Here is a 17,770-nt window from a genome sequence, read left to right on the forward strand (position 1 = left end):
ACACGCATGCCACTGGATACGATCCTTCTGATCCTCGCCGCAGTTCTGTTCTTCTACTTCCTCATGATTCGCCCGATGCGCAAGCAGGTGGCGGCCCAGCAGGAACTGCGCAACAGCCTGGAGGTGGGTTCGCGGGTGCAGCTGAGTTCAGGCATGCTCGCCACCATCAAGCACCTCGGTGACCGGCAGGTCATCGTGGAACTGGCCCCCGGGGTCGAGGTGACCGTGCTCAAGCAGGCCATCGGCGCCATCGTGCGCGCCGAGGACGAGGAGTTCGAGTACGAGGACGAAGTCCCTGTGCTCGAGGACGAACCCGTCCTCGAGGGTGAGGGCATCGAGGGCACCGAACAGTACGGCACGGAACAGAACGGCACCGAACAGAACAAGGGGTACTGACCAGTGGCCGCGTCCTCCAGGCGTTACCGACCAGGGTTGAACCTGATCGTCTTCCTGCTCCTCGTCGCTTCCCTCTACGGCCTGATGGCCGCAGCGAAGGTCTGGACGCCCAGGCTGGGCCTGGACCTGCGCGGCGGTACCACCATCACCCTGACCGCCTCCAACGTGTCCGGGTCGGGCTCGATCTCGTCCACCAGCCTCGAGCAGGCGCGCAACATCATCCAGCAGCGCGTCGACGGCCTCGGTGTCGGTGAGGCCGAGGTGACCACCCAGGGCGACCGCAACATCGTGGTCAGCGTGCCCAACATGCAGCGTGACGAGCTGATCCGCCTGGTCGGCCAGACCGCGAAGCTGTCGTTCCGCAACGTCTACCAGGTCGACGTCGGCGGGCCGCTGCCCACCGAGACCGACTCCACCCCGGGTGCGACCCCCTCCAGCGAGCCGACCGACGTGCCGCCGGGGCTGCCGACCGCGATCATCACCGACGGGCCGCCCGGCCTGCCCACCAGCCCGGCGCCGGAGGAAACCCCGCGCGCCACCACCGAGCCGGAGACCCCGCTGAGCTACCAGGAGGCCATCGACTGGACTCCCAGCGAGAAGGACCTGGCCGAGTTCCAGACCTGGATGTGCGTCGACGACTTCACCATGGTCTCCAGTGAGCCCTTCTTCGCCTGTGACTCCACCGGCTACAAGTACCTGCTCGGCCCCGAGGTCATCCCCGGCGAGAATGTCGACAATGCCGGCGCCGGCATCCCGCAGGGCCAGTTCAACTGGGTCGTCACCCTCGACTTCGACGACGCCGGCACCCAGGCCTTCACCGCCAACACCACCTACCTGTCGACCCAGACCTCCCCGATGAACCAGTTCGCGATCGTGCTGGACGGTCGGGTCATCTCGGCTCCCTCGGTCTCGCAGGTGATCCCCGGCGGCAACGCCGAGATCAGCGGCAGCTTCAACGAGCAGACCGCCAATGAGCTGGCCAACGTGCTCAAGTACGGCGCCCTGCCGCTGTCCTTCGAGATCTCCAGCGTCGACAACGTGTCGGCCAGCCTCGGTGGCGAACAGCTGCGCGGCGCCATCATCGCCGGCATCATCGGCCTGGCGCTGGTCGTGATCTACTCGATCGCCTACTACCGCGCGCTGTCGATCATCGTGATCGCCTCGCTGGCGATGGCCGTGGCCATCTCGTACCCGGTGATCGTGCTGCTGGGTGAGGCGGTGGGCTTCGCGTTGAACCTGCCCGGCCTGGCCGGTGCCATCCTGGCGATCGGCGTGACAGCAGACTCCTTCATCATCTACTTCGAACGAATACGGGACGAGGTCCGTGAGGGCAGGTCGCTGAAGACGGCCATCGAGACCGGCTGGCGCAAGGCCAAGTACACGGTCCTGATCTCTGACATGGTCTCGCTGCTGTCGGCGGTCGTGCTGTTCATCCTGGCCGTCGGCTCGGTGCGCGGTTTCGCCTTCACCTTGGGCGTCACCACCGTCATCGACGTCGTCATCGTGTTCTTCTTCACCAAGCCACTGATGACCGTGCTCGGACGCACCAAGTACTTCGGTCAGGGCGGTCCGTTCTCGGGCCTGTCCCCGCGCCACATGGGCGTCAGCCGGGCCTCCCTGATGGGTCGCCGCCGCAAGCTCACCGCGAAGGAGGCCTGAGCCATGATGGCCCGCCGCAAGTCGAACCGTCCGCCGCGCAAGCCCAGCACCACCATCAAGGTCGTGGCTGAGCCCGAGGTCGTCGACGAGGAGCTCGTCGAGGAGGTCGTCGACGACGAGCTGGACACCGAAGACGTGGACGCCGCCGAAGACGTGGTCGACGCCGAAGAGCCCGACGACGCCGACGAGAAGCCCACCCGGACGAGCCGGACCTCGAAAACCGACAAGTCCTCGGGCGCCAGCGCCCTGCGCGATGCCACCGGCAGCAGCCGTCGACGCTCCAGCAGTGCCAAGTCGGGCTCGGCCACAGCCACGAAGTCCCGTTCCACCAAGGTTCCCCGCCATGACCAGGTCAAGGAACACCCCGGCCTGGCCCACCGCCTCTACACCGGTGAGACCTCGATCGACTTCATGGGCCACCGCAAGCGGTGGTACACGATCAGCGGCGTGCTGCTGCTGATCTGCCTGGCGTCGATGCTGTTCCGCGGGCTCAACCTGGGCATCGAGTTCCAGGGCGGCACCGTGTTCACCGTGCCGGTCACCGTCACCTCCAGCACCCCCAACGAGCTGGGCAGGGTCGTCGAGGACACCGGGCTGAGCGAGCTCGACGGCACCTCGGTGGTCACCATCGGTGACCATTCCGCGCGTGTCCAGACCCGCACCATGACCCCCGAAGAGGTCGTCACCGTCCGCACGGCGCTGGCCCAGTTCGTGGGCGTGAGCGTCGATGACGTGGCCTATTCGACCGTCGGCGCCTCGTGGGGCCAGCAGATTACTGAACGGGGCATCCAGGCCCTGGTGGTCTTCCTGGTGCTCGTCGCGTTGATGATCTGGGCCTATTTCCGTGACTGGAAGATGTCGGTCGCGGCCCTGGTGGCACTCGTGCACGACCTGGTGTTGACCATCGGCATCTACTCGGTGCTCGGGTTGACCGTGAGCCCGGCGTCCCTGATCGGTGTGCTGACCATCCTCGGCTACTCCCTCTACGACACCGTGGTGGTCTTCGACAAGGTCCGCGAGAACGTCAAGGACATCACCAAGCAGAAGCACACCTACAGCGAGCAGGCCAACCTGGCCGTCAACCAGGTGCTGGTGCGCTCGATCAACACCACCGTCATCGGCGTGCTGCCGGTGGCCGCCATCCTGGTGGCAGCCACCTTCTTCATGGGCCCCGGCCCGCTCGAGGACCTCGGCCTGGCGCTGTTCGTCGGCATGATCGCCGGTGCCTACTCCTCGATCTTCATCGCCGCCCCGCTGCTCGCGCAGCTGCGTGAGCGTGAGCCCGAGATGGTCAAGCACCGCGAGAAGCTCGGACGACGCACCGCGCGTCATGCCCGTGGTTCCATGCAGAGCGTCGCCGAAGTGGCAGACTCGGCAGAACAGGACGAGGACGACGCCGCCAAGGGCACCCGCGGTGGCCCCGAGGTGATCCTCAACGAGGTTGGTGAGGACCCCTGGGAACTCGAGGGTGTCGAGGTCGAGGGCATCGAGGTCGACGACCTCGACGGCCCTGAGGACGACCGCGCCGAGGTGGCAGCGACCCGACGGCAGCCCCGCCGCCAGTCGCGAGGACGACGGAGGAACTGACCGTGGCCGATGTGGAGCTGATCAAGTCGCTGATCCGCGACGTCCCCGACTTCCCGAAGCCGGGTGTCACCTTCAAGGACATCACCCCGCTGCTGGCCTCACCCGACGGCTTCGAGGCCACCGTGGCGGCCCTGGTCGACGGCGCCCCCGAGCGCATCGACGTGGTGGTCGGCATGGAGGCCCGTGGGTTCATCTTCGCCGCCCCCGTGGCGCTGCGGTTGCACGCCGGCTTCGTGCCGGTGCGCAAGCCCGGCAAGCTGCCGCGTGCGGTCTACGAGGAGTCCTTCGCGCTCGAGTACGGCCATGAGACCCTGACCGTGCACACCGACGCCATCCGGCCCGGGTCGCGGGTGATGGTGGTCGACGACGTGCTGGCCACCGGTGGCACCATCAGCGCCACCGCCGGCCTGCTGCGCCAGCTGGGCGCCGAGCTCGTCCACGTGGGTGTCGTCATGGAGCTGGGCTACCTCGGTGGGCGCGAACGCCTGCTCGCCGACGGCATCGACACCTGCTCGCCGGTCCTGATCGTCTGATTCCCGATGGCCCGATCGGCATCGCGCGGTAGGCGGCAGGGCTGGCGCGACCTGGACCTGGTCAGCCTCCCGCAGCGCCAGACCCGCAGCCCGATCACCGAGCTGCTGCGCCGCTTCCTGCTGGCCATGGCGCTGCTGCTGGCCTCCACGCTGATCGTGTGGCTCGACCGGGAGGCCTACGTCGACAATGTCGCCGGTGACGGGGTCAGCTTCATCGATGCCCTGTACTACTCGACGGTCACCGTCACCACCACCGGGTACGGCGACATCACCCCGCTGGCACCCCACGCCCGCCTGATCAACGCCCTGCTGGTCACCCCGCTGCGCATCAGCTTCCTGGTCGTGCTGGTCGGCACCACCCTGGAAGTGCTGGCCAATGAGGGTCGTCGGGGCCTGCGTGACTCTGCCTGGAGGAAGACCATGCGCAACCACACCGTCGTCATCGGCTACGGCACCAAGGGCCGAAGTGCGGTCGCCACCCTGCTGCGCCACAACATCAGCAAGGACAAGGTCGTGGTCATCGACGACGACGCCAGCGCGGTGGCCTCGGCCAACCACGACGGCCTGGCAGCCTTCCACGGTGATGCCACCGAACGTGACCTGCTGCGCCGCGCCGAGATCACCAAAGCCCGTGAGGTGATCATCACCCTCGACCGGGACGCCGCTGCCATCCTCACCGTGCTCACCGTGCGCCAGCTCAACCCACGGGCCCACATCGTGGTGGCGGTGCGCGAACAGGAGAACGTGCCGCTGCTGCGCCAGTCCGGTGCCGACCAGGTGGTCACCAGCTCCGATGCTGTCGGTCGGCTGATGGGCCTGTCCAGCGTCAACCCGCACGTCGGCGCCGTGATGGAGGACCTGTTGTCCAACGGTGAGGGGCTCGAGGTCTCCGAGCGTCAGGTCACCGCCGACGAGGTCGGGTTGAACCCCCGCCAGGTCGAGGGGGAACGGGTGCTGGCCGTCATTCGCAACGACACGCTGCGCCGCTACTTCGACTCGACCGTCAACTCCCTGCAGGCCGGTGACCGGCTGGTGATCGTGCGCCGCGCCGCCGCCGCGGGGCAGCAGCCGGTGATCAGCAGCGACGACGACTTCTAGCGCGCTGGACTCGAGTCGTTAGACTGGCATTCTGCGCGCAACGGAGGAGGGCACCATGAGTACTGACCAGACCTCCGAGGCGCGCCCGGAAGCGTCGGCGCCCGCATCGCAACCCAGCCCGGCCAGCCCGGCCCCGAAGTTCGCCGCCAGCCCCGAACAGCCCCGCCTGCGGATGCGCCAGCGACTCGCCCGGCTGGGTGCGGTCAAGTCACCGCAGTCGGCCGTGCTCGACCCGCTGTTCAACGTCATCCGGACCAACCACCCCAAGGCCGACCTGAGTATGGTGGAACGTGCCTACCGCACCGCGGAGCACTACCACCGCGGGCAATTGCGCAAGTCCGGCGACCCCTACATCACCCACCCCCTGGCCGTGACGCTGATCCTGGCCGAACTGGGCATGACCGAACCGACGCTGTGCGCCGCCCTGCTGCACGACACCGTCGAGGACACCAGCTACACCATGGAGCAGCTGACCGCCGACTTCGGTGAGGAGGTCGCGGCCCTGGTTGACGGGGTGACCAAGCTCGACAAGGTCACCTACGGTGACTCGGCGAAGGCCGAGACCCTGCGCAAGATGGTGATCGCGATGAGCCGCGACATCCGCGTCCTGGTCATCAAGCTGGCCGACCGGCTGCACAACATGCGCACCCTCGGCTTCCTGCGGCCGGACAAGCAGAGCCGCATCGCCCGCGAAACCCTCGAGATCTTCGCGCCGCTGGCCCACCGGCTGGGCATGAACACCGTCAAGTGGGAACTGGAGGACCTGGCCTTCGCGGCCATGCAGCCCAAGATCTACGACGAGATCGTGCACATGGTCGCCGAGCAGGCCCCCAAGCGCGACTCGCAGCTGCGCCAGGTCATCGGCCAGATCCAGGCCGACCTGAAGGAGGCCGGCATCAAGGCCACCGTCTACGGCCGGCCCAAGCACTACTACTCGATCTACCAGAAGATGGTCGTGCGCGGCCGCGAGTTCAGCGACATCTACGACCTGGTCGGCATTCGCATCCTGGTGCAGACCCCGGCCGAGTGCTACCAGGTGCTGGGTGTCATGCACGAACGCTGGAGCCCGCTGCCGGGCCGGTTCAAGGACTACATCGCGCTGCCGAAGTTCAACATGTACCAGTCACTGCACACGACGGTGCTGGGGCCGGGCCACAAGCCGGTCGAATTGCAGATCCGCACCCACGACATGCACCGGCGCGCCGAGTTCGGCGTGGCGGCGCACTGGAAGTACAAGCAGGGCAATCGTCCGGTCGAACAGACCGACCTCAGCTGGGTGCACTCACTGAACCAGTGGTCCCACGAGGCCGACGACCCCGGCGAGTTCCTCGACTCACTGCGCTTCGAGATCAACTCCGCCGAGGTCTACGTCTTCACCCCCAAGGGTGACGTGATGGCCCTGCCGATCAACTCCACCCCGGTCGACTTCGCCTACGCCGTGCACACCGAGGTCGGCAACCGGACGATCGGGGCGCGCGTCAACCAGCGCCTGGTCAGCCTCGACTCGAAGCTCGACAACGGTGACGTGGTGGAGGTCCTGACCTCCAAGGCGCCGAACGCCGGCCCCTCGCGGGACTGGCTCAGCTTCGTCCAGTCGGCCCGGGCCAAGTCGAAGATCCGCCACTACTTCACCCGCGAGCGCCGCGAGGAGTCGATCGAGCACGGCAAGGACCTGATCGCCCGACGACTGCGCCGCTCCAACCTGCCGCTGAAGCACCTGCTGACCGCCGAGTACCTCACCGCGGTCGCCGAGAACCTGCGGGTTACCGACATCGACTCGCTCTACGCGGCGGTCGGGGAGGGGTCGGTCGGTGCCCAGCACGTGGTCGACCAGCTCATTGAGCTCGGGGGAGGGGTCGAGGAGACCGCCGCCGAAGTCTTCGAGGAGGAGTCGATCAGCTCGGCGCGGCGGCGTCGTCCGGCCAATGATGTGGGCATCGAGGTCGCCGGTGACCCGTCTGTGTGGGTGAAGCTCGCCAAGTGTTGCACCCCGCTGCCGGGGGACACGATCGTCGGCTTCGTCACCCGCGGCGAAGGGGTCTCGGTGCACCGGCGGGACTGCACCAACGTGTCGAACCTGCTGCAGCAGCCCGAGCGCATTGTCGAGGTGAGCTGGGCGGTCGGCAAGAGCCAGTCGTTCCTGGTCGCCATCCAGATCGAGGGACTCGACCGGGCCGGCATGCTCAGCGACGTCACCAAGCTGCTGGCCGACCAGCACATCAACATCGTCTCGGTGTCCATGGCCGCCACCCGCGACCAGCTCTTCAAGATCAAGCTGACCTTCGAGGCGGCTGACCCGCGCCACCTCGATCACGTGGTCAACCTGATCAAGAAGATCCCCGGCATCTACGACGTCTACCGGGTCGGGCAGTGACGCTCAGGCGCTGAATTCCGCCAGGGTCGCCTTCGCCTGGTCGAGCCAGCTCTGGCAGGCAGCGATCGAGTTGCGGGCCTCACGCAGTTTCTTCTGGTTCCCGGCCGCCTCGGCCTCGGCGGCCTGCTTCTCGAGCTTCTCGATCTGCGCGGTGAACATGTTCACGGTGTCCTGGGCGCGTTCGCGGGCCTCGGGGTCGGTGCGCTTCCACTCCGCCTCCTCGGCCTCCTTCACGGCCCGTTCCAGCTTGCGGACGCGGTCGTCCACGCTGCGGATCGAGTCGCGGGGCACCTTGCCGAGCTCGTTGAACTTGCCGAGGAAGTCCCGGAAGCCTGCCCGGGCAGCCTCCAGGTCGCTCACCGGCAGGATCTCGGCCTCGGCCTGCTCGAGCAGCTCGAGCTTGGCGACCAGGTTGGTCTGGAACTCGGCGTCCTGCTCGGACTGGGCCGCGGTGCGGGCGTTGAAGAACGTGTCCTGGATGGCCCGGAACTCGGTCCACAGCTTGTCCTCGACATTGCGCGGGGCAGCCCCGGCGGCCTTCCAGCGGGCCATCAGGTCACGGAAGGCACCGGAGGTCGGGCCCCAGTCGGTGGAGTCGGCCAGCGTCCGGGCCTCGGCGATGATCGCTTCCTTCTTGGCCTGGGCGGCGGCGCGGACCTCGTTCTGCTCGGCGAACTGGGCCTTGCGACGGCGGGTGTAGGTCGTGCGCGCCGAACTGAACCGGTGCCACAACTCGTCATCGGTGGTGCGGTCGATGCGTGGCAGCGCCTTCCACTCCTCGAGCAGCGCCCGGAACCGGTTCACCCCGCCACGCCAGTCATTGCCCTGGGACAGCTTCTCGGCTTCGGCGACCATCGCCTCCTTGGCTTCTTTGGTGCGGGCGTGGGCGGCGGCCTTCTCGGCCTTGCGCTGTTCGCTGGCCGCAGCGAGGCTGGGCTCCAGCGCGTCCAATCGGGTCAGCAGGCCGACCAGGTCGCCGACGGCGTTGGCCTCGGTGATGTGGTCGCGCAGGGTCTTGATGGAGCGGCGCGCCTCCTCCGGGTTCACCGCACCCGACCCCACGCGGGTCGTCAACAGGTCAACCTCGGTCTCCAGTGAGCGATAGCGCCTGACGAAGAATTCCAACGCCTCAGCAGGTTCCACATCGGGGACCTGGCCGACGCTGCGTTCTCCTTCGGCGGTGGTGACGTAGACGGTTCCATCCGGGTCCACCCGACCGAAGTCATGGGGACGTGTCGTTTCGCTCATGGGTTCATCTTGCCTGATCAAGGGTGGTCTCGGCACACCCGGGCAGGTCACGGACGCAATTCTGGCTGCCGGATCACGCCTGCTGGGCGATAGGCTGGGGCGCTGACGCACCCGTTCGGGTGGCCGTCAACCCGTGATCGAATCGTGAGGATTGTCGTGGCACGCCCCAAGCCCCTGTCGGGATTCCCCGAGTTCCTGCCCGCCCAGTCGGCCATCGAGGCCGCCGTCCAGGACAGCTTGCGCCACACCTTCGCCCTGCATGGTTTCGGGCGCATCGAGACCCGGGCGGTGGAACCCCTGGACCAACTGTCGCGCAAGGGTGAGATCACCAAGGAGGTCTACACCGTCCAGCGGCTGCACGCCGACCCGGACGACGCGGCCGAGCTGGGGCTGCACTTCGACCTGACCGTGCCGTTCGCGCGCTACGTGCTGGAGAATGCCGGCCACCTGGTCTTCCCCTTCCGCCGCCACCAGATCCAGAAGGCGTGGCGCGGCGAGCGCCCGCAGGAGGGGCGCTACCGCGAGTTCTGCCAGGCCGACATCGACATCGTCGGCCAGGACACGCTGCCGACCCATCACGACGTCGAGGTCGTCCTGGTCGCGCTGGAGGCGCTGGAGAAGCTGCACGTCGACCTCGGCCTGCCGCCGGTGCTGATGCACGCCAACAACCGCAAGCTGGCCCAGGGCTTCTACACCGGGCTCGGCGTCGACGACCCGCTGGCCGTGATCCAGCGGGTCGACAAGCTCGACAAGATCGGGGCCGCGGGCGTCGATGCGCTGTTGGCCGACGAACTGGGTCTGGATGCGCAGCAGCGTGAGGCGGTGCTGGCGCTGGCCGCGATCCGAACCCCCGATGCGTCCTTCGCCGAGCAGGTGCGGGCGCTGGGCATCAGCAATGACCTGCTCGAGGAGGGCATCGCCGAGCTGGCCGACCTCGTCTCGCAGGTCTCGGCCCGCTTCCCGGGGCGCATCGTCGCCGACCTGCGCATCGCCCGGGGGCTCGACTACTACACCGGCAGCGTCTTCGAGACCGAACTGGTCGGCTGGGAGTCGATCGGCTCGGTCTCGGCGGGCGGGCGCTATGACTCGTTGGCCTCCGACGGCAAGGTCACCTTCCCCGGGGTCGGGCTGACCATCGGCGTCACCCGCATCCTGATGCCGCTGCTGGCCCGGCAGGCCTTGCAGGCCTCGCGCCAGGTGCCCAGTGCCGTCTTCGTGGCGGTGGACGACGAGGCCGGGCGCCCCACGGCACTGGCCGTGGCCGCCGCCCTGCGGGCCCGCGACATTCCCTGCGAGGTGGCCTCCAAGCCCGACAAGTTCGGCAAGCAGATTCGCCAGGCCGACCGCCGCGGCATCCCCTTCGTCTGGTTCGGGGGGCTGCAGGGGCAGGTCAAGGACATTCGCAGCGGCGACCAGGTCGAGGCCGACGCCACCACCTGGCAGCCCTCGGCCGAGGACCGCTGGCTGCGGGTGCTGCCCGCCGGCCAGGTCGACTAGTCTGGGCCCGGCACCACACGACAACTCGCGCCCCGCACCGTCTATGCGGGGGCATCAGAAGGGAATATCCGTGATCAGAACACATCAGGCCGGCTCGCTGCGCGCCGAGCACGAGGGCCAGACCGTCACCCTGGCGGGGTGGGTCGGGCGTCGACGCGATCACGGAGGGGTCGCCTTCATCGACCTGCGTGATGCCTCCGGCGTCTGCCAGGTGGTCATCCGTGACGAACTGCTGGAGGCCTCCGGCGCCCACGACCTGCGCAACGAGTTCTGCATCCGCGTCGACGGCGTGGTCGAGCTGCGCCCCGAGGGCAATGCGAACCCCGACCTGCCCTCGGGCGAGATCGAGGTGGCCATCACCAGCATGGAGGTGCTGAACCCCTCGGCGCCGCTGCCCTTCCAGATCGACGAGCGGGTCACCGTCGGTGAGGAGGCGCGCCTGCGCCACCGCTACCTCGACCTGCGCCGGCCCCAGCAGGGCGAGGCGCTGCGACTGCGTTCGAAGGTCAACGCCGCGGCCCGCAAGGTGCTGGGCGAGCGTGACTTCGTCGAAATCGAGACCCCGACGCTGACCCGCTCGACCCCCGAGGGTGCCCGCGACTTCCTGGTGCCGGCCCGCCTGGCCCCGGGCTCCTGGTACGCACTGCCGCAGAGCCCGCAGCTGTTCAAGCAGCTGCTGATGGTGGCCGGCATGGAGCGCTACTACCAGATCGCCCGCTGCTACCGCGACGAGGACTTCCGCGCCGACCGCCAGCCCGAGTTCACCCAGCTCGACATCGAGATGAGCTTCGTCGACCAGGACGACGTGATCGAGCTCGGCGAGGCCGTCGTCAAGGAGATCTGGGCGCTCAAGGGTGTCGACCTGCCCACCCCCTTCCCGCGGATCACCTTCGCCGACGCGATGGACAAGTACGGCTCCGACAAGCCCGACCTGCGTTTCGAGAACCAGATCACCGAGCTGACCGAGTACTTCGCCGAGACCGGTTTCCGGGTCTTCCAGGCGGCCTATGTCGGCGCCGTGGTGATGCCCGGTGGCGCCGACCAGCCGCGCCGCACCTTCGATGCCTGGCAGGAATGGGCCAAGCAGCGCGGGGCCAAGGGCCTGGCCTATGTCACCATCTCGCCCGAGGGTGAGCTGGGTGGGCCGGTCGCCAAGAACCTCACCGACGCCGAGCGCGACGGCCTGGCCGCCGCGACCGGCGCCAAGCCCGGCGACTGCATCTTCTTCGCCGCCGGGGCCCGCACCGCCAGCCAGGAACTGCTGGGTGCTGCCCGGGTCGAGATCGCCAAGCGGGTCGGCATGATCGACGAGTCGGCGTGGAGCTTCGTGTGGGTCGTCGACGCCCCGCTGTTCCAGTCGGCCAGCGAGGCGGTTGCCTCGGGTGACGTCGCGGTCGGTGAGGGCGCCTGGACCGCCGTGCACCACGCCTTCACCTCGCCCAAGCCGGAATACCTGGACACCTTCGACACCTTCCCGGGCGAGGCCCTGGCCTATGCCTACGACATGGTCTGCAATGGCAACGAGATCGGTGGTGGCTCGATTCGTATCCACCGCCGCGACGTGCAGGAGCGGGTCTTCAAGGTGATGGGCATCGACGCCGAGACCGCCCAGGAGAAGTTCGGCTTCCTGCTGGACGCCTTCGCCTTCGGCGCGCCGCCGCACGGTGGCATCGCCTTCGGCTGGGATCGCATCGTCATGCTGCTGGCCGGGCTGGACTCGATCCGCGAGGTGATCGCCTTCCCGAAGACCGGCAATGGCTATGACCCGCTGACGCAGGCACCGGCACCGATCACCGTGCAGCAGCGCCGGGAGGCCGGTGTCGACGTCAAGCCCGAGAAGAAGAAGGACGCCGAGGCGGCTGCGGCCACCGAGGCTGCGGCCCAGGCCTGAGCATCACTGCTGGACGAGGACGGCAAGCTTGCGGAGTCGGTCGGCGCTGGTGGCGTAGGTGCGCACCGGCACCCCGAGCAACTTGTCGGCCTCAGTTCGGGTCAGTGACCCCTGGTTCGGCGAGGGTCCCTCGATCGTCCAGCTGACGGCATCGGCATTGCTGATGCAGGCCAGCATGAGCACCGCACGCTCACGCAGACGCTGGGCGAGCAGGTCGGCATCGTCCAGTGCCGGGTTGGTGAGCGCGATCGCCAGGGTGAGCGGGGCCTGGTCGGTCAGCAGTGCGATCGTCCGGGTGCCCAGCAGCGAGACCCTGGTGGCGTCGACCACCTGGATCACCCGGCTGTTGTCGCCGAGGTGGTCGGTCTTGGCCTCGAACAGGGCCGGTGCATCAATCGCCTCGGAGGTGGGGGTGTTCGGGTCAGTGGGTGCCGGCGGTTCGTCGGTTCCGGTCAGGATGGTGCAGCCCGTGGTGGTCACCACCCCCATGAGCAGCAGCGGGGCGAGACGAAGGGCGAGGTCGCGGCGGGTGATCATGGCCCCAGTCTGGTCGGGGCGGGGTGTCCCGCGGATCGGTCGGTGGTCTGCGCGTGACCCGGTGAAGGTCGGACCGTGAGCTGGTGCCGGGGGCTGACTCCTACACTTGCCGTGTGACTGACCTGTTCGGCAATGCCGATGACCCGCTGATTCCCGCGACCGCGGTGGCCGGCGGGTCCCTGTCCGGGGCGGCGGGCAGCCACCTGCCGCTGGCGGTGCGCATGCGCCCCCGCACGCTGGACGAGATCGTCGGCCAGCAGCACCTGCTGGGCCCCGGCTCACCGCTGCGGCGGCTGGCCGGCGGCACCGCGGCGATGTCGGTGTTCCTGTGGGGCCCACCCGGGGTCGGCAAGACCACCATCGCCGCGGTGGTCAGCCAGTCGACCCGGCGCCGCTTCGTTGAACTCTCGGCCGTGACGGCCGGGGTGAAGGAAGTGCGCGCCGAACTCGACACCGCCCGCCGCGAACTGGCCCGCGGCACCCAGACCGTGCTGTTCGTCGACGAGGTGCACCGGTTCAGCAAGTCCCAGCAGGACGTGCTGCTGCCGGCGGTGGAGAACCGGCTGGTGACCCTGATCGCCGCCACCACCGAGAACCCGTCGTTCTCGGTGATCTCACCGCTGCTGTCACGCTCGCTGCTGCTGACCCTCAAACCGTTGACCGATGCCGACATCACCACGCTGGTCGAGCGGGCCCTGGTCGATGAGCGGGGCCTGGCCGGCGCCTTCGAACTCGACGACGAGGCGCGGGCCTCGATCGTCCGGCTCGCCGGTGGTGACGCGCGTCGCTCGCTGACCTTCCTGGAGGAGGCCGCCGCTGGTGCGGAGGCCGTCGGCTCGACGCTGATCACCGCACCGATCGTCGAGAAGGCCGTCGACCGCGCCGCCATGCGCTACGACAAGGACGGCGACCAGCACTACGACGTGATCAGTGCCTTCATCAAGTCGGTGCGCGGCTCCGACGTGAACGCAGCCCTGCACTACCTGGCCCGGATGATCGAGGCCGGGGAGGACCCCCGCTTCATCGCCCGCCGGCTGGTGGTGCTGGCCAGTGAGGACGTCGGGATGGCCGCGCCCTCGGTACTGCAGACCTGCGTCGCGGCCGCCCAGGCCGTGCAGCTGATCGGCATGCCCGAAGCCCGGCTGAACCTGGCCCAGGCCACCGTCGCGGCCGCCCTGGCACCGAAGTCCAACGCCGTCTACCTGGCCATCGACGCCGCCCTGGCCGATGTGCGGGCCGGGCGGATCGGGCAGGTGCCGCCGCACCTGCGCGACGCCCATTACGCCGGCGCCGAGAAACTCGGCCACGGCCAGGGCTACCAGTACGCCCACGACGCCCCCAACGCGGTCGCCCGCCAACAATACCTGCCCGACGAGCTGACCGGGGCGCGGTACTACCGGCCCACCGACCACGGCAACGAGGCCACCCTGCAGACCCTGGTGGACGACCTCGACAAGCTGCTCGGCCGGGAACGGGACTGACTGCGTCCGGCCACGACGTGACCCCGCTAGAGTTGTGCCGGTCAGACGCCCCCCACGAACGGAGCTCGCATGTCCCTCGGAAGCATTGCCGCGCTGATCGCCGCGATCGCCGCCGTTGCCCTGGTCGCCTTCCTGGCGGTGCCGCTGCTGAAGCTCGGCCGGGTGTTGGAGGAGACGCGCCTGCTGGTGCGCGATGTCGGCCACAACTCCGTGCCGATCCTGGTGGAACTGCGCGGCACCGTCACCGAGACCAACAACGAGATCGCGAAGCTGTCGCTGGTCACCGAAGACCTGTCGAAGGTCTCGACCAATGCCACCGTGGTGGCTGAGCAGGCCGCGCAGATGAGCCAGCTGTTCGCCGCCACCCTCGGCGGCCCGCTGGTCAAGACGGCCGCCTTCAGCTACGGCGTCCGCAATGCCCTCAAGGGCAAGTCGGGCAAGCCCGTGAAGCGGGCGAAGTGACATGGGCAGGTTCGTCTTCTTCGTCCTGGGTGTCGGCGTCACCGTCTTCGTGGTCGTGAAGGGCCGCGAACTGGCCCGCAAGGCCACCCCGCAGCACCTGCAGGAATCAGCGAGCCAGAAGTTCAGCCAGCTCGTCGACCAGGTGGGGGAGTTCATCACCACCGTGCAGGAATCCATGGTTGAGCGTGAGGACGAACTGCGCACCGAACTCGGCATGGAGAAGGGCTGATCCCCGGACCGCCCCGGAATGCGCGAGACCCTGACGGCCGCTGCGTCTAGGATTGACAAGGCTGCCGCCACCGCGGTGGCCGCTCGCACCGACCCCCAGAGGATCCACCATGAAGGCCGCCGACGTCGGACGTCGCTTCCTGGACTACTTCGAGTCCAAGGAGCACACGATCGTGCCCAGCGCATCGCTGCTCTACAACGACCCCACCCTGCTGTTCGTCAACGCAGGCATGGTGCCGTTCAAGGCGTACTACACCGGCGAGGAAGCTGCCCCCTTCACCCGAGCTGCCAGCGTGCAGAAGTGCGTGCGCACCCTCGACATCGAAGAGGTCGGCAAGACCACCCGGCACGGCACCTTCTTCCAGATGAACGGCAACTTCGCCTTCGGTGACTACTTCAAGGCCGAAGCGATCGAGTACGCCTGGGAACTGGTCACCAACGAGCAGCACAACGGTGGCTACGGCTTCGACCCCGGCAAGATCTGGGTGACCGCCCTGCACGGTGACCAGGAGACCATCGACCTGTGGCAGAAGGTCGGCGTGCCCCGCGAACACATCCAGGAACGCGGCCTGAAGGACAACTACTGGCACATGGGCATCCCCGGCCCCGGCGGCCCCTGCTCGGAGATCTACGTCGACCGTGGCCCCGAGTTCGGGCCCGACGGTGGCCCCGAGGCCGACGAGGACCGCTTCCTGGAGATCTGGAACCTGGTCTTCCAGACCGAGGAACTGTCCCACGTGCGCGCCAAGGACGACTTCGACGTGCTGCGCCCGCTGCCCAGCAAGAACATCGACACCGGCATGGGCCTGGAGCGGGTGGCCTACCTGCTGCAGGGCGTCGGCAACATGTACGAGACCGACCAGGTCTTCCCCGTCATCCAGCGCGCGGGGGAACTGGCCGGCAAGAAGTACGGCGTCGACGAGGCCGATGACATCCGCCTGCGCGTGGTCGGCGACCACATCCGCAGTTCGCTGATGCTGATGACCGACGGGGTGCACCCCGGCAATGAGGCGCGCGGCTACGTGCTGCGCCGCCTGCTGCGCCGCAGCATCCGCGCCATGCGGCTGCTGGGTGTCCACGAACCGGTGGTCGGGGAACTGCTGACCATCAGCCACGACCTGATGCGTGAGGGCTACCCGGAGGTTGAGACCCAGTGGGATCGGGTGCTCTCGGTGGCCACCGCCGAGGAGGAGACCTTCCGCCGCACCCTCACCCAGGGCAGCCAGCTGTTCGACACCGCCGTGAAGCAGGTGCGTGAGCAGAAGTCGAGCACCGTCAGCGGTGAGCAGGCCTTCCAGCTGCACGACACCTATGGCTTCCCGATCGACCTCACCCTCGAGATGGCCGAGGAGCAGGGCCTGCAGGTCGACCGCCAGCGCTTCGTCGAACTGATGGACGAGCAGCGTGCGCGGGCGAAGGCCGACGCCAAGGCCAAGCGGACCGGTGGGGTCTCCACCGAGGTCTTCCGTGAGCTGCGGGACCGGGGTGAGACCCCCTTCCTGGGCTACACCGAACTCAGCGTCCCCACCAAGGTGCGCGGCATCATCCACGACGGGGTGCTGGTGGACCACGCCCCGGCCGGCGCCGTGGTCGAGGTCGTGCTGGAGGAGACCCCCTTCTACGCCGAGGCCGGTGGTCAGGACGCCGACACCGGCACCATCCAGGCCGGTGGCTTCGCCTTGGAGGTCGTCGACGTGCAGCGGCCGGTGCCCGGTCTGGTCGTCCATTCAGTCGAGGCGACCGGTGACCTGGTCGTCGGCGATGAGGTACTGGCCCAGGTCGACGGCGCGAACCGCATCGCGGCGAGCCAGGCCCACACCGCCACCCACATCATCCACGCCGCACTGCGCGAACTGGTCGGCAAGAACGCCACCCAGGCCGGTTCCTACAACAAGCCCGGCTACCTGCGGTTCGACTTCTCCGCCCAGCACGGACTGTCCGACCAGCTGAAGGCAGAGATCGAAGAACGCGCCAATACCGCCATCCGCGACAACTTCGAGGTCACCGACACCCAGCTGAAGCTGGAAGAGGCCAAGGAACTGGGCGCCATGGCGATGTTCGGGGAGAAGTACCCCCCGATCGTCCGCATGGTCGAACTGGCCGGCCCCTGGAGCCGCGAGTTGTGCGGTGGCACCCACGTGCAGCGCACCAGCGAGATCGGCATGCTCACCCTGCTCGGCGAGCAGTCCATCGGTTCGGGCACCCGACGGGTCGAGGCGCTGGTCAGCACCGACGCCTTCAAGCACCTGGCCGGTGAGCGGGCGCTGGTCCACGGCCTGTCCGACATCCTCAAGGTGCAGCCCGACCAGCTCACCGACCGCGTCGGCAAGCTGGTTGCCCAACTCAAGGATGCCGAGAAGCAGATCGCCGAGCTGAAGGCCCAGCAGTTGGCCGCCGGCGCCGGCGAGATCATCGCCTCGGCCCGTACCGTCGGGCCGGTGCTGCTGGTCAGCAAGCAACTCGACGGCGTCGCTGCCGGTGACCTGCGCACCCTGGCCACCGACCTGCGCGGACGAGTCACTGAGCAGGCCGCCGTCGTCGCGCTGGTCGGCGGCACCGCCGAGAAGCCGGCCATCGTGGTCGCCACCACCCCCGGCGCCCGCGACGCAGGCATCAAGGCCGGCGCGCTGGTCGGTCTGGCCGCCCCGCTGCTCGGCGGCAAGGGCGGTGGCAAGGACGACCTGGCCCAAGGTGGCGGTACCGACGCCAGCGGCGCCCCCGCTGCGCTGGCCGCCATCGAGGCGGACCTGGCGGGCCGTTGAGCGGACTGTCCGAACAA

At 68.4% G+C, this 17,770-nt stretch carries 14 protein-coding genes; 12 read left to right on the plus strand and 2 right to left on the minus strand.

Translation table 11 applies throughout. The features are described from left to right. Positions 1-6 precede the first annotated feature (6 nt). The 6 genes from yajC to ACQE3C_RS00620 all read left to right on the plus strand — a co-directional run bounded on the left by yajC (position 7) and on the right by ACQE3C_RS00620 (position 7,647). Positions 7-396 carry a preprotein translocase subunit YajC gene (gene yajC / locus ACQE3C_RS00595; protein WP_434537251.1) on the plus strand — a complete coding sequence of 130 codons (390 nt, stop codon included), beginning with the start codon at positions 7-9 and terminating at the stop codon, positions 394-396. 3 nt (positions 397-399) lie between these two features. After that, the gene (gene secD / locus ACQE3C_RS00600) at positions 400-2,055 is read left to right on the plus strand and encodes a protein translocase subunit SecD (protein ID WP_434537252.1); all 1,656 of its coding nucleotides are present in this window, start codon (positions 400-402) and stop codon (positions 2,053-2,055) included. 411 nt (positions 2,056-2,466) lie between these two features. Then, complete coding sequence (gene secF, locus ACQE3C_RS00605) at positions 2,467-3,642, plus strand: protein translocase subunit SecF (RefSeq protein WP_434537565.1); 1,176 nt, start codon at positions 2,467-2,469, stop codon at positions 3,640-3,642. A 2-nt stretch (positions 3,643-3,644) separates the two neighbouring features. Beyond that, positions 3,645-4,175 carry an adenine phosphoribosyltransferase gene (locus ACQE3C_RS00610; protein WP_434537253.1) on the plus strand — a complete coding sequence of 177 codons (531 nt, stop codon included), beginning with the start codon at positions 3,645-3,647 and terminating at the stop codon, positions 4,173-4,175. A gap of 6 nt (positions 4,176-4,181) precedes the next feature. Further along, positions 4,182-5,273 carry a potassium channel family protein gene (locus tag ACQE3C_RS00615; protein ID WP_434537254.1) on the plus strand — a complete coding sequence of 364 codons (1,092 nt, stop codon included), beginning with the start codon at positions 4,182-4,184 and terminating at the stop codon, positions 5,271-5,273. Between the two features lie 55 nt (positions 5,274-5,328). Further along, on the plus strand, positions 5,329-7,647 hold the full coding sequence (locus tag ACQE3C_RS00620; protein ID WP_434537255.1) for a RelA/SpoT family protein: 2,319 nt from the start codon (positions 5,329-5,331) through the stop codon (positions 7,645-7,647). Positions 7,648-7,650: 3 nt separating this feature from the next. Here ACQE3C_RS00620 and ACQE3C_RS00625 read toward each other — a convergent pair whose 3' ends face one another. Beyond that, positions 7,651-8,895 (minus strand): DUF349 domain-containing protein, encoded by a 1,245-nt coding sequence (locus tag ACQE3C_RS00625; RefSeq protein WP_434537256.1) that lies wholly within the window; start codon positions 8,893-8,895, stop codon positions 7,651-7,653. 156 nt (positions 8,896-9,051) lie between these two features. On the opposite strand from ACQE3C_RS00625, the gene hisS reads away from it, so the two are divergent. Both hisS and aspS read left to right on the plus strand, forming a co-directional pair. Further along, entirely contained in the window at positions 9,052-10,392 is a 1,341-nt protein-coding gene (gene hisS / locus ACQE3C_RS00630; RefSeq protein ID WP_434537257.1) for a histidine--tRNA ligase, read from the plus strand. Positions 10,393-10,462: 70 nt separating this feature from the next. Continuing rightward, a complete protein-coding gene (gene aspS, locus ACQE3C_RS00635) occupies positions 10,463-12,283 on the plus strand; it encodes an aspartate--tRNA ligase (protein ID WP_434537258.1) in 1,821 nt (606 codons plus the stop codon). Between the two features lie 3 nt (positions 12,284-12,286). Here aspS and ACQE3C_RS00640 read toward each other — a convergent pair whose 3' ends face one another. Continuing rightward, positions 12,287-12,820, minus strand: a complete 534-nt coding sequence (locus ACQE3C_RS00640; RefSeq protein ID WP_434537259.1) for a DUF4825 domain-containing protein — start codon at positions 12,818-12,820, stop codon at positions 12,287-12,289. Positions 12,821-12,933: 113 nt separating this feature from the next. On the opposite strand from ACQE3C_RS00640, the gene ACQE3C_RS00645 reads away from it, so the two are divergent. The 4 genes from ACQE3C_RS00645 (at position 12,934) to alaS (ending at position 17,753) form a co-directional block, all read left to right on the plus strand. Beyond that, positions 12,934-14,301 (plus strand): replication-associated recombination protein A, encoded by a 1,368-nt coding sequence (locus tag ACQE3C_RS00645; RefSeq protein WP_434537260.1) that lies wholly within the window; start codon positions 12,934-12,936, stop codon positions 14,299-14,301. 69 nt (positions 14,302-14,370) lie between these two features. Further along, positions 14,371-14,763: a DUF948 domain-containing protein gene (locus ACQE3C_RS00650; RefSeq protein ID WP_434537261.1), complete on the plus strand. Its 393-nt coding sequence runs from the start codon at positions 14,371-14,373 to the stop codon at positions 14,761-14,763. Position 14,764: 1 nt separating this feature from the next. Beyond that, complete coding sequence (locus ACQE3C_RS00655; protein ID WP_434537262.1) at positions 14,765-14,992, plus strand: hypothetical protein; 228 nt, start codon at positions 14,765-14,767, stop codon at positions 14,990-14,992. A gap of 109 nt (positions 14,993-15,101) precedes the next feature. Then, positions 15,102-17,753 carry an alanine--tRNA ligase gene (gene alaS / locus ACQE3C_RS00660; RefSeq protein ID WP_434537263.1) on the plus strand — a complete coding sequence of 884 codons (2,652 nt, stop codon included), beginning with the start codon at positions 15,102-15,104 and terminating at the stop codon, positions 17,751-17,753. Positions 17,754-17,770: the final 17 nt, after the last annotated feature.

Source organism: Aestuariimicrobium sp. Y1814 (genome assembly GCF_050113895.1).
Lineage (GTDB): Bacteria > Actinomycetota > Actinomycetes > Propionibacteriales > Propionibacteriaceae > Aestuariimicrobium.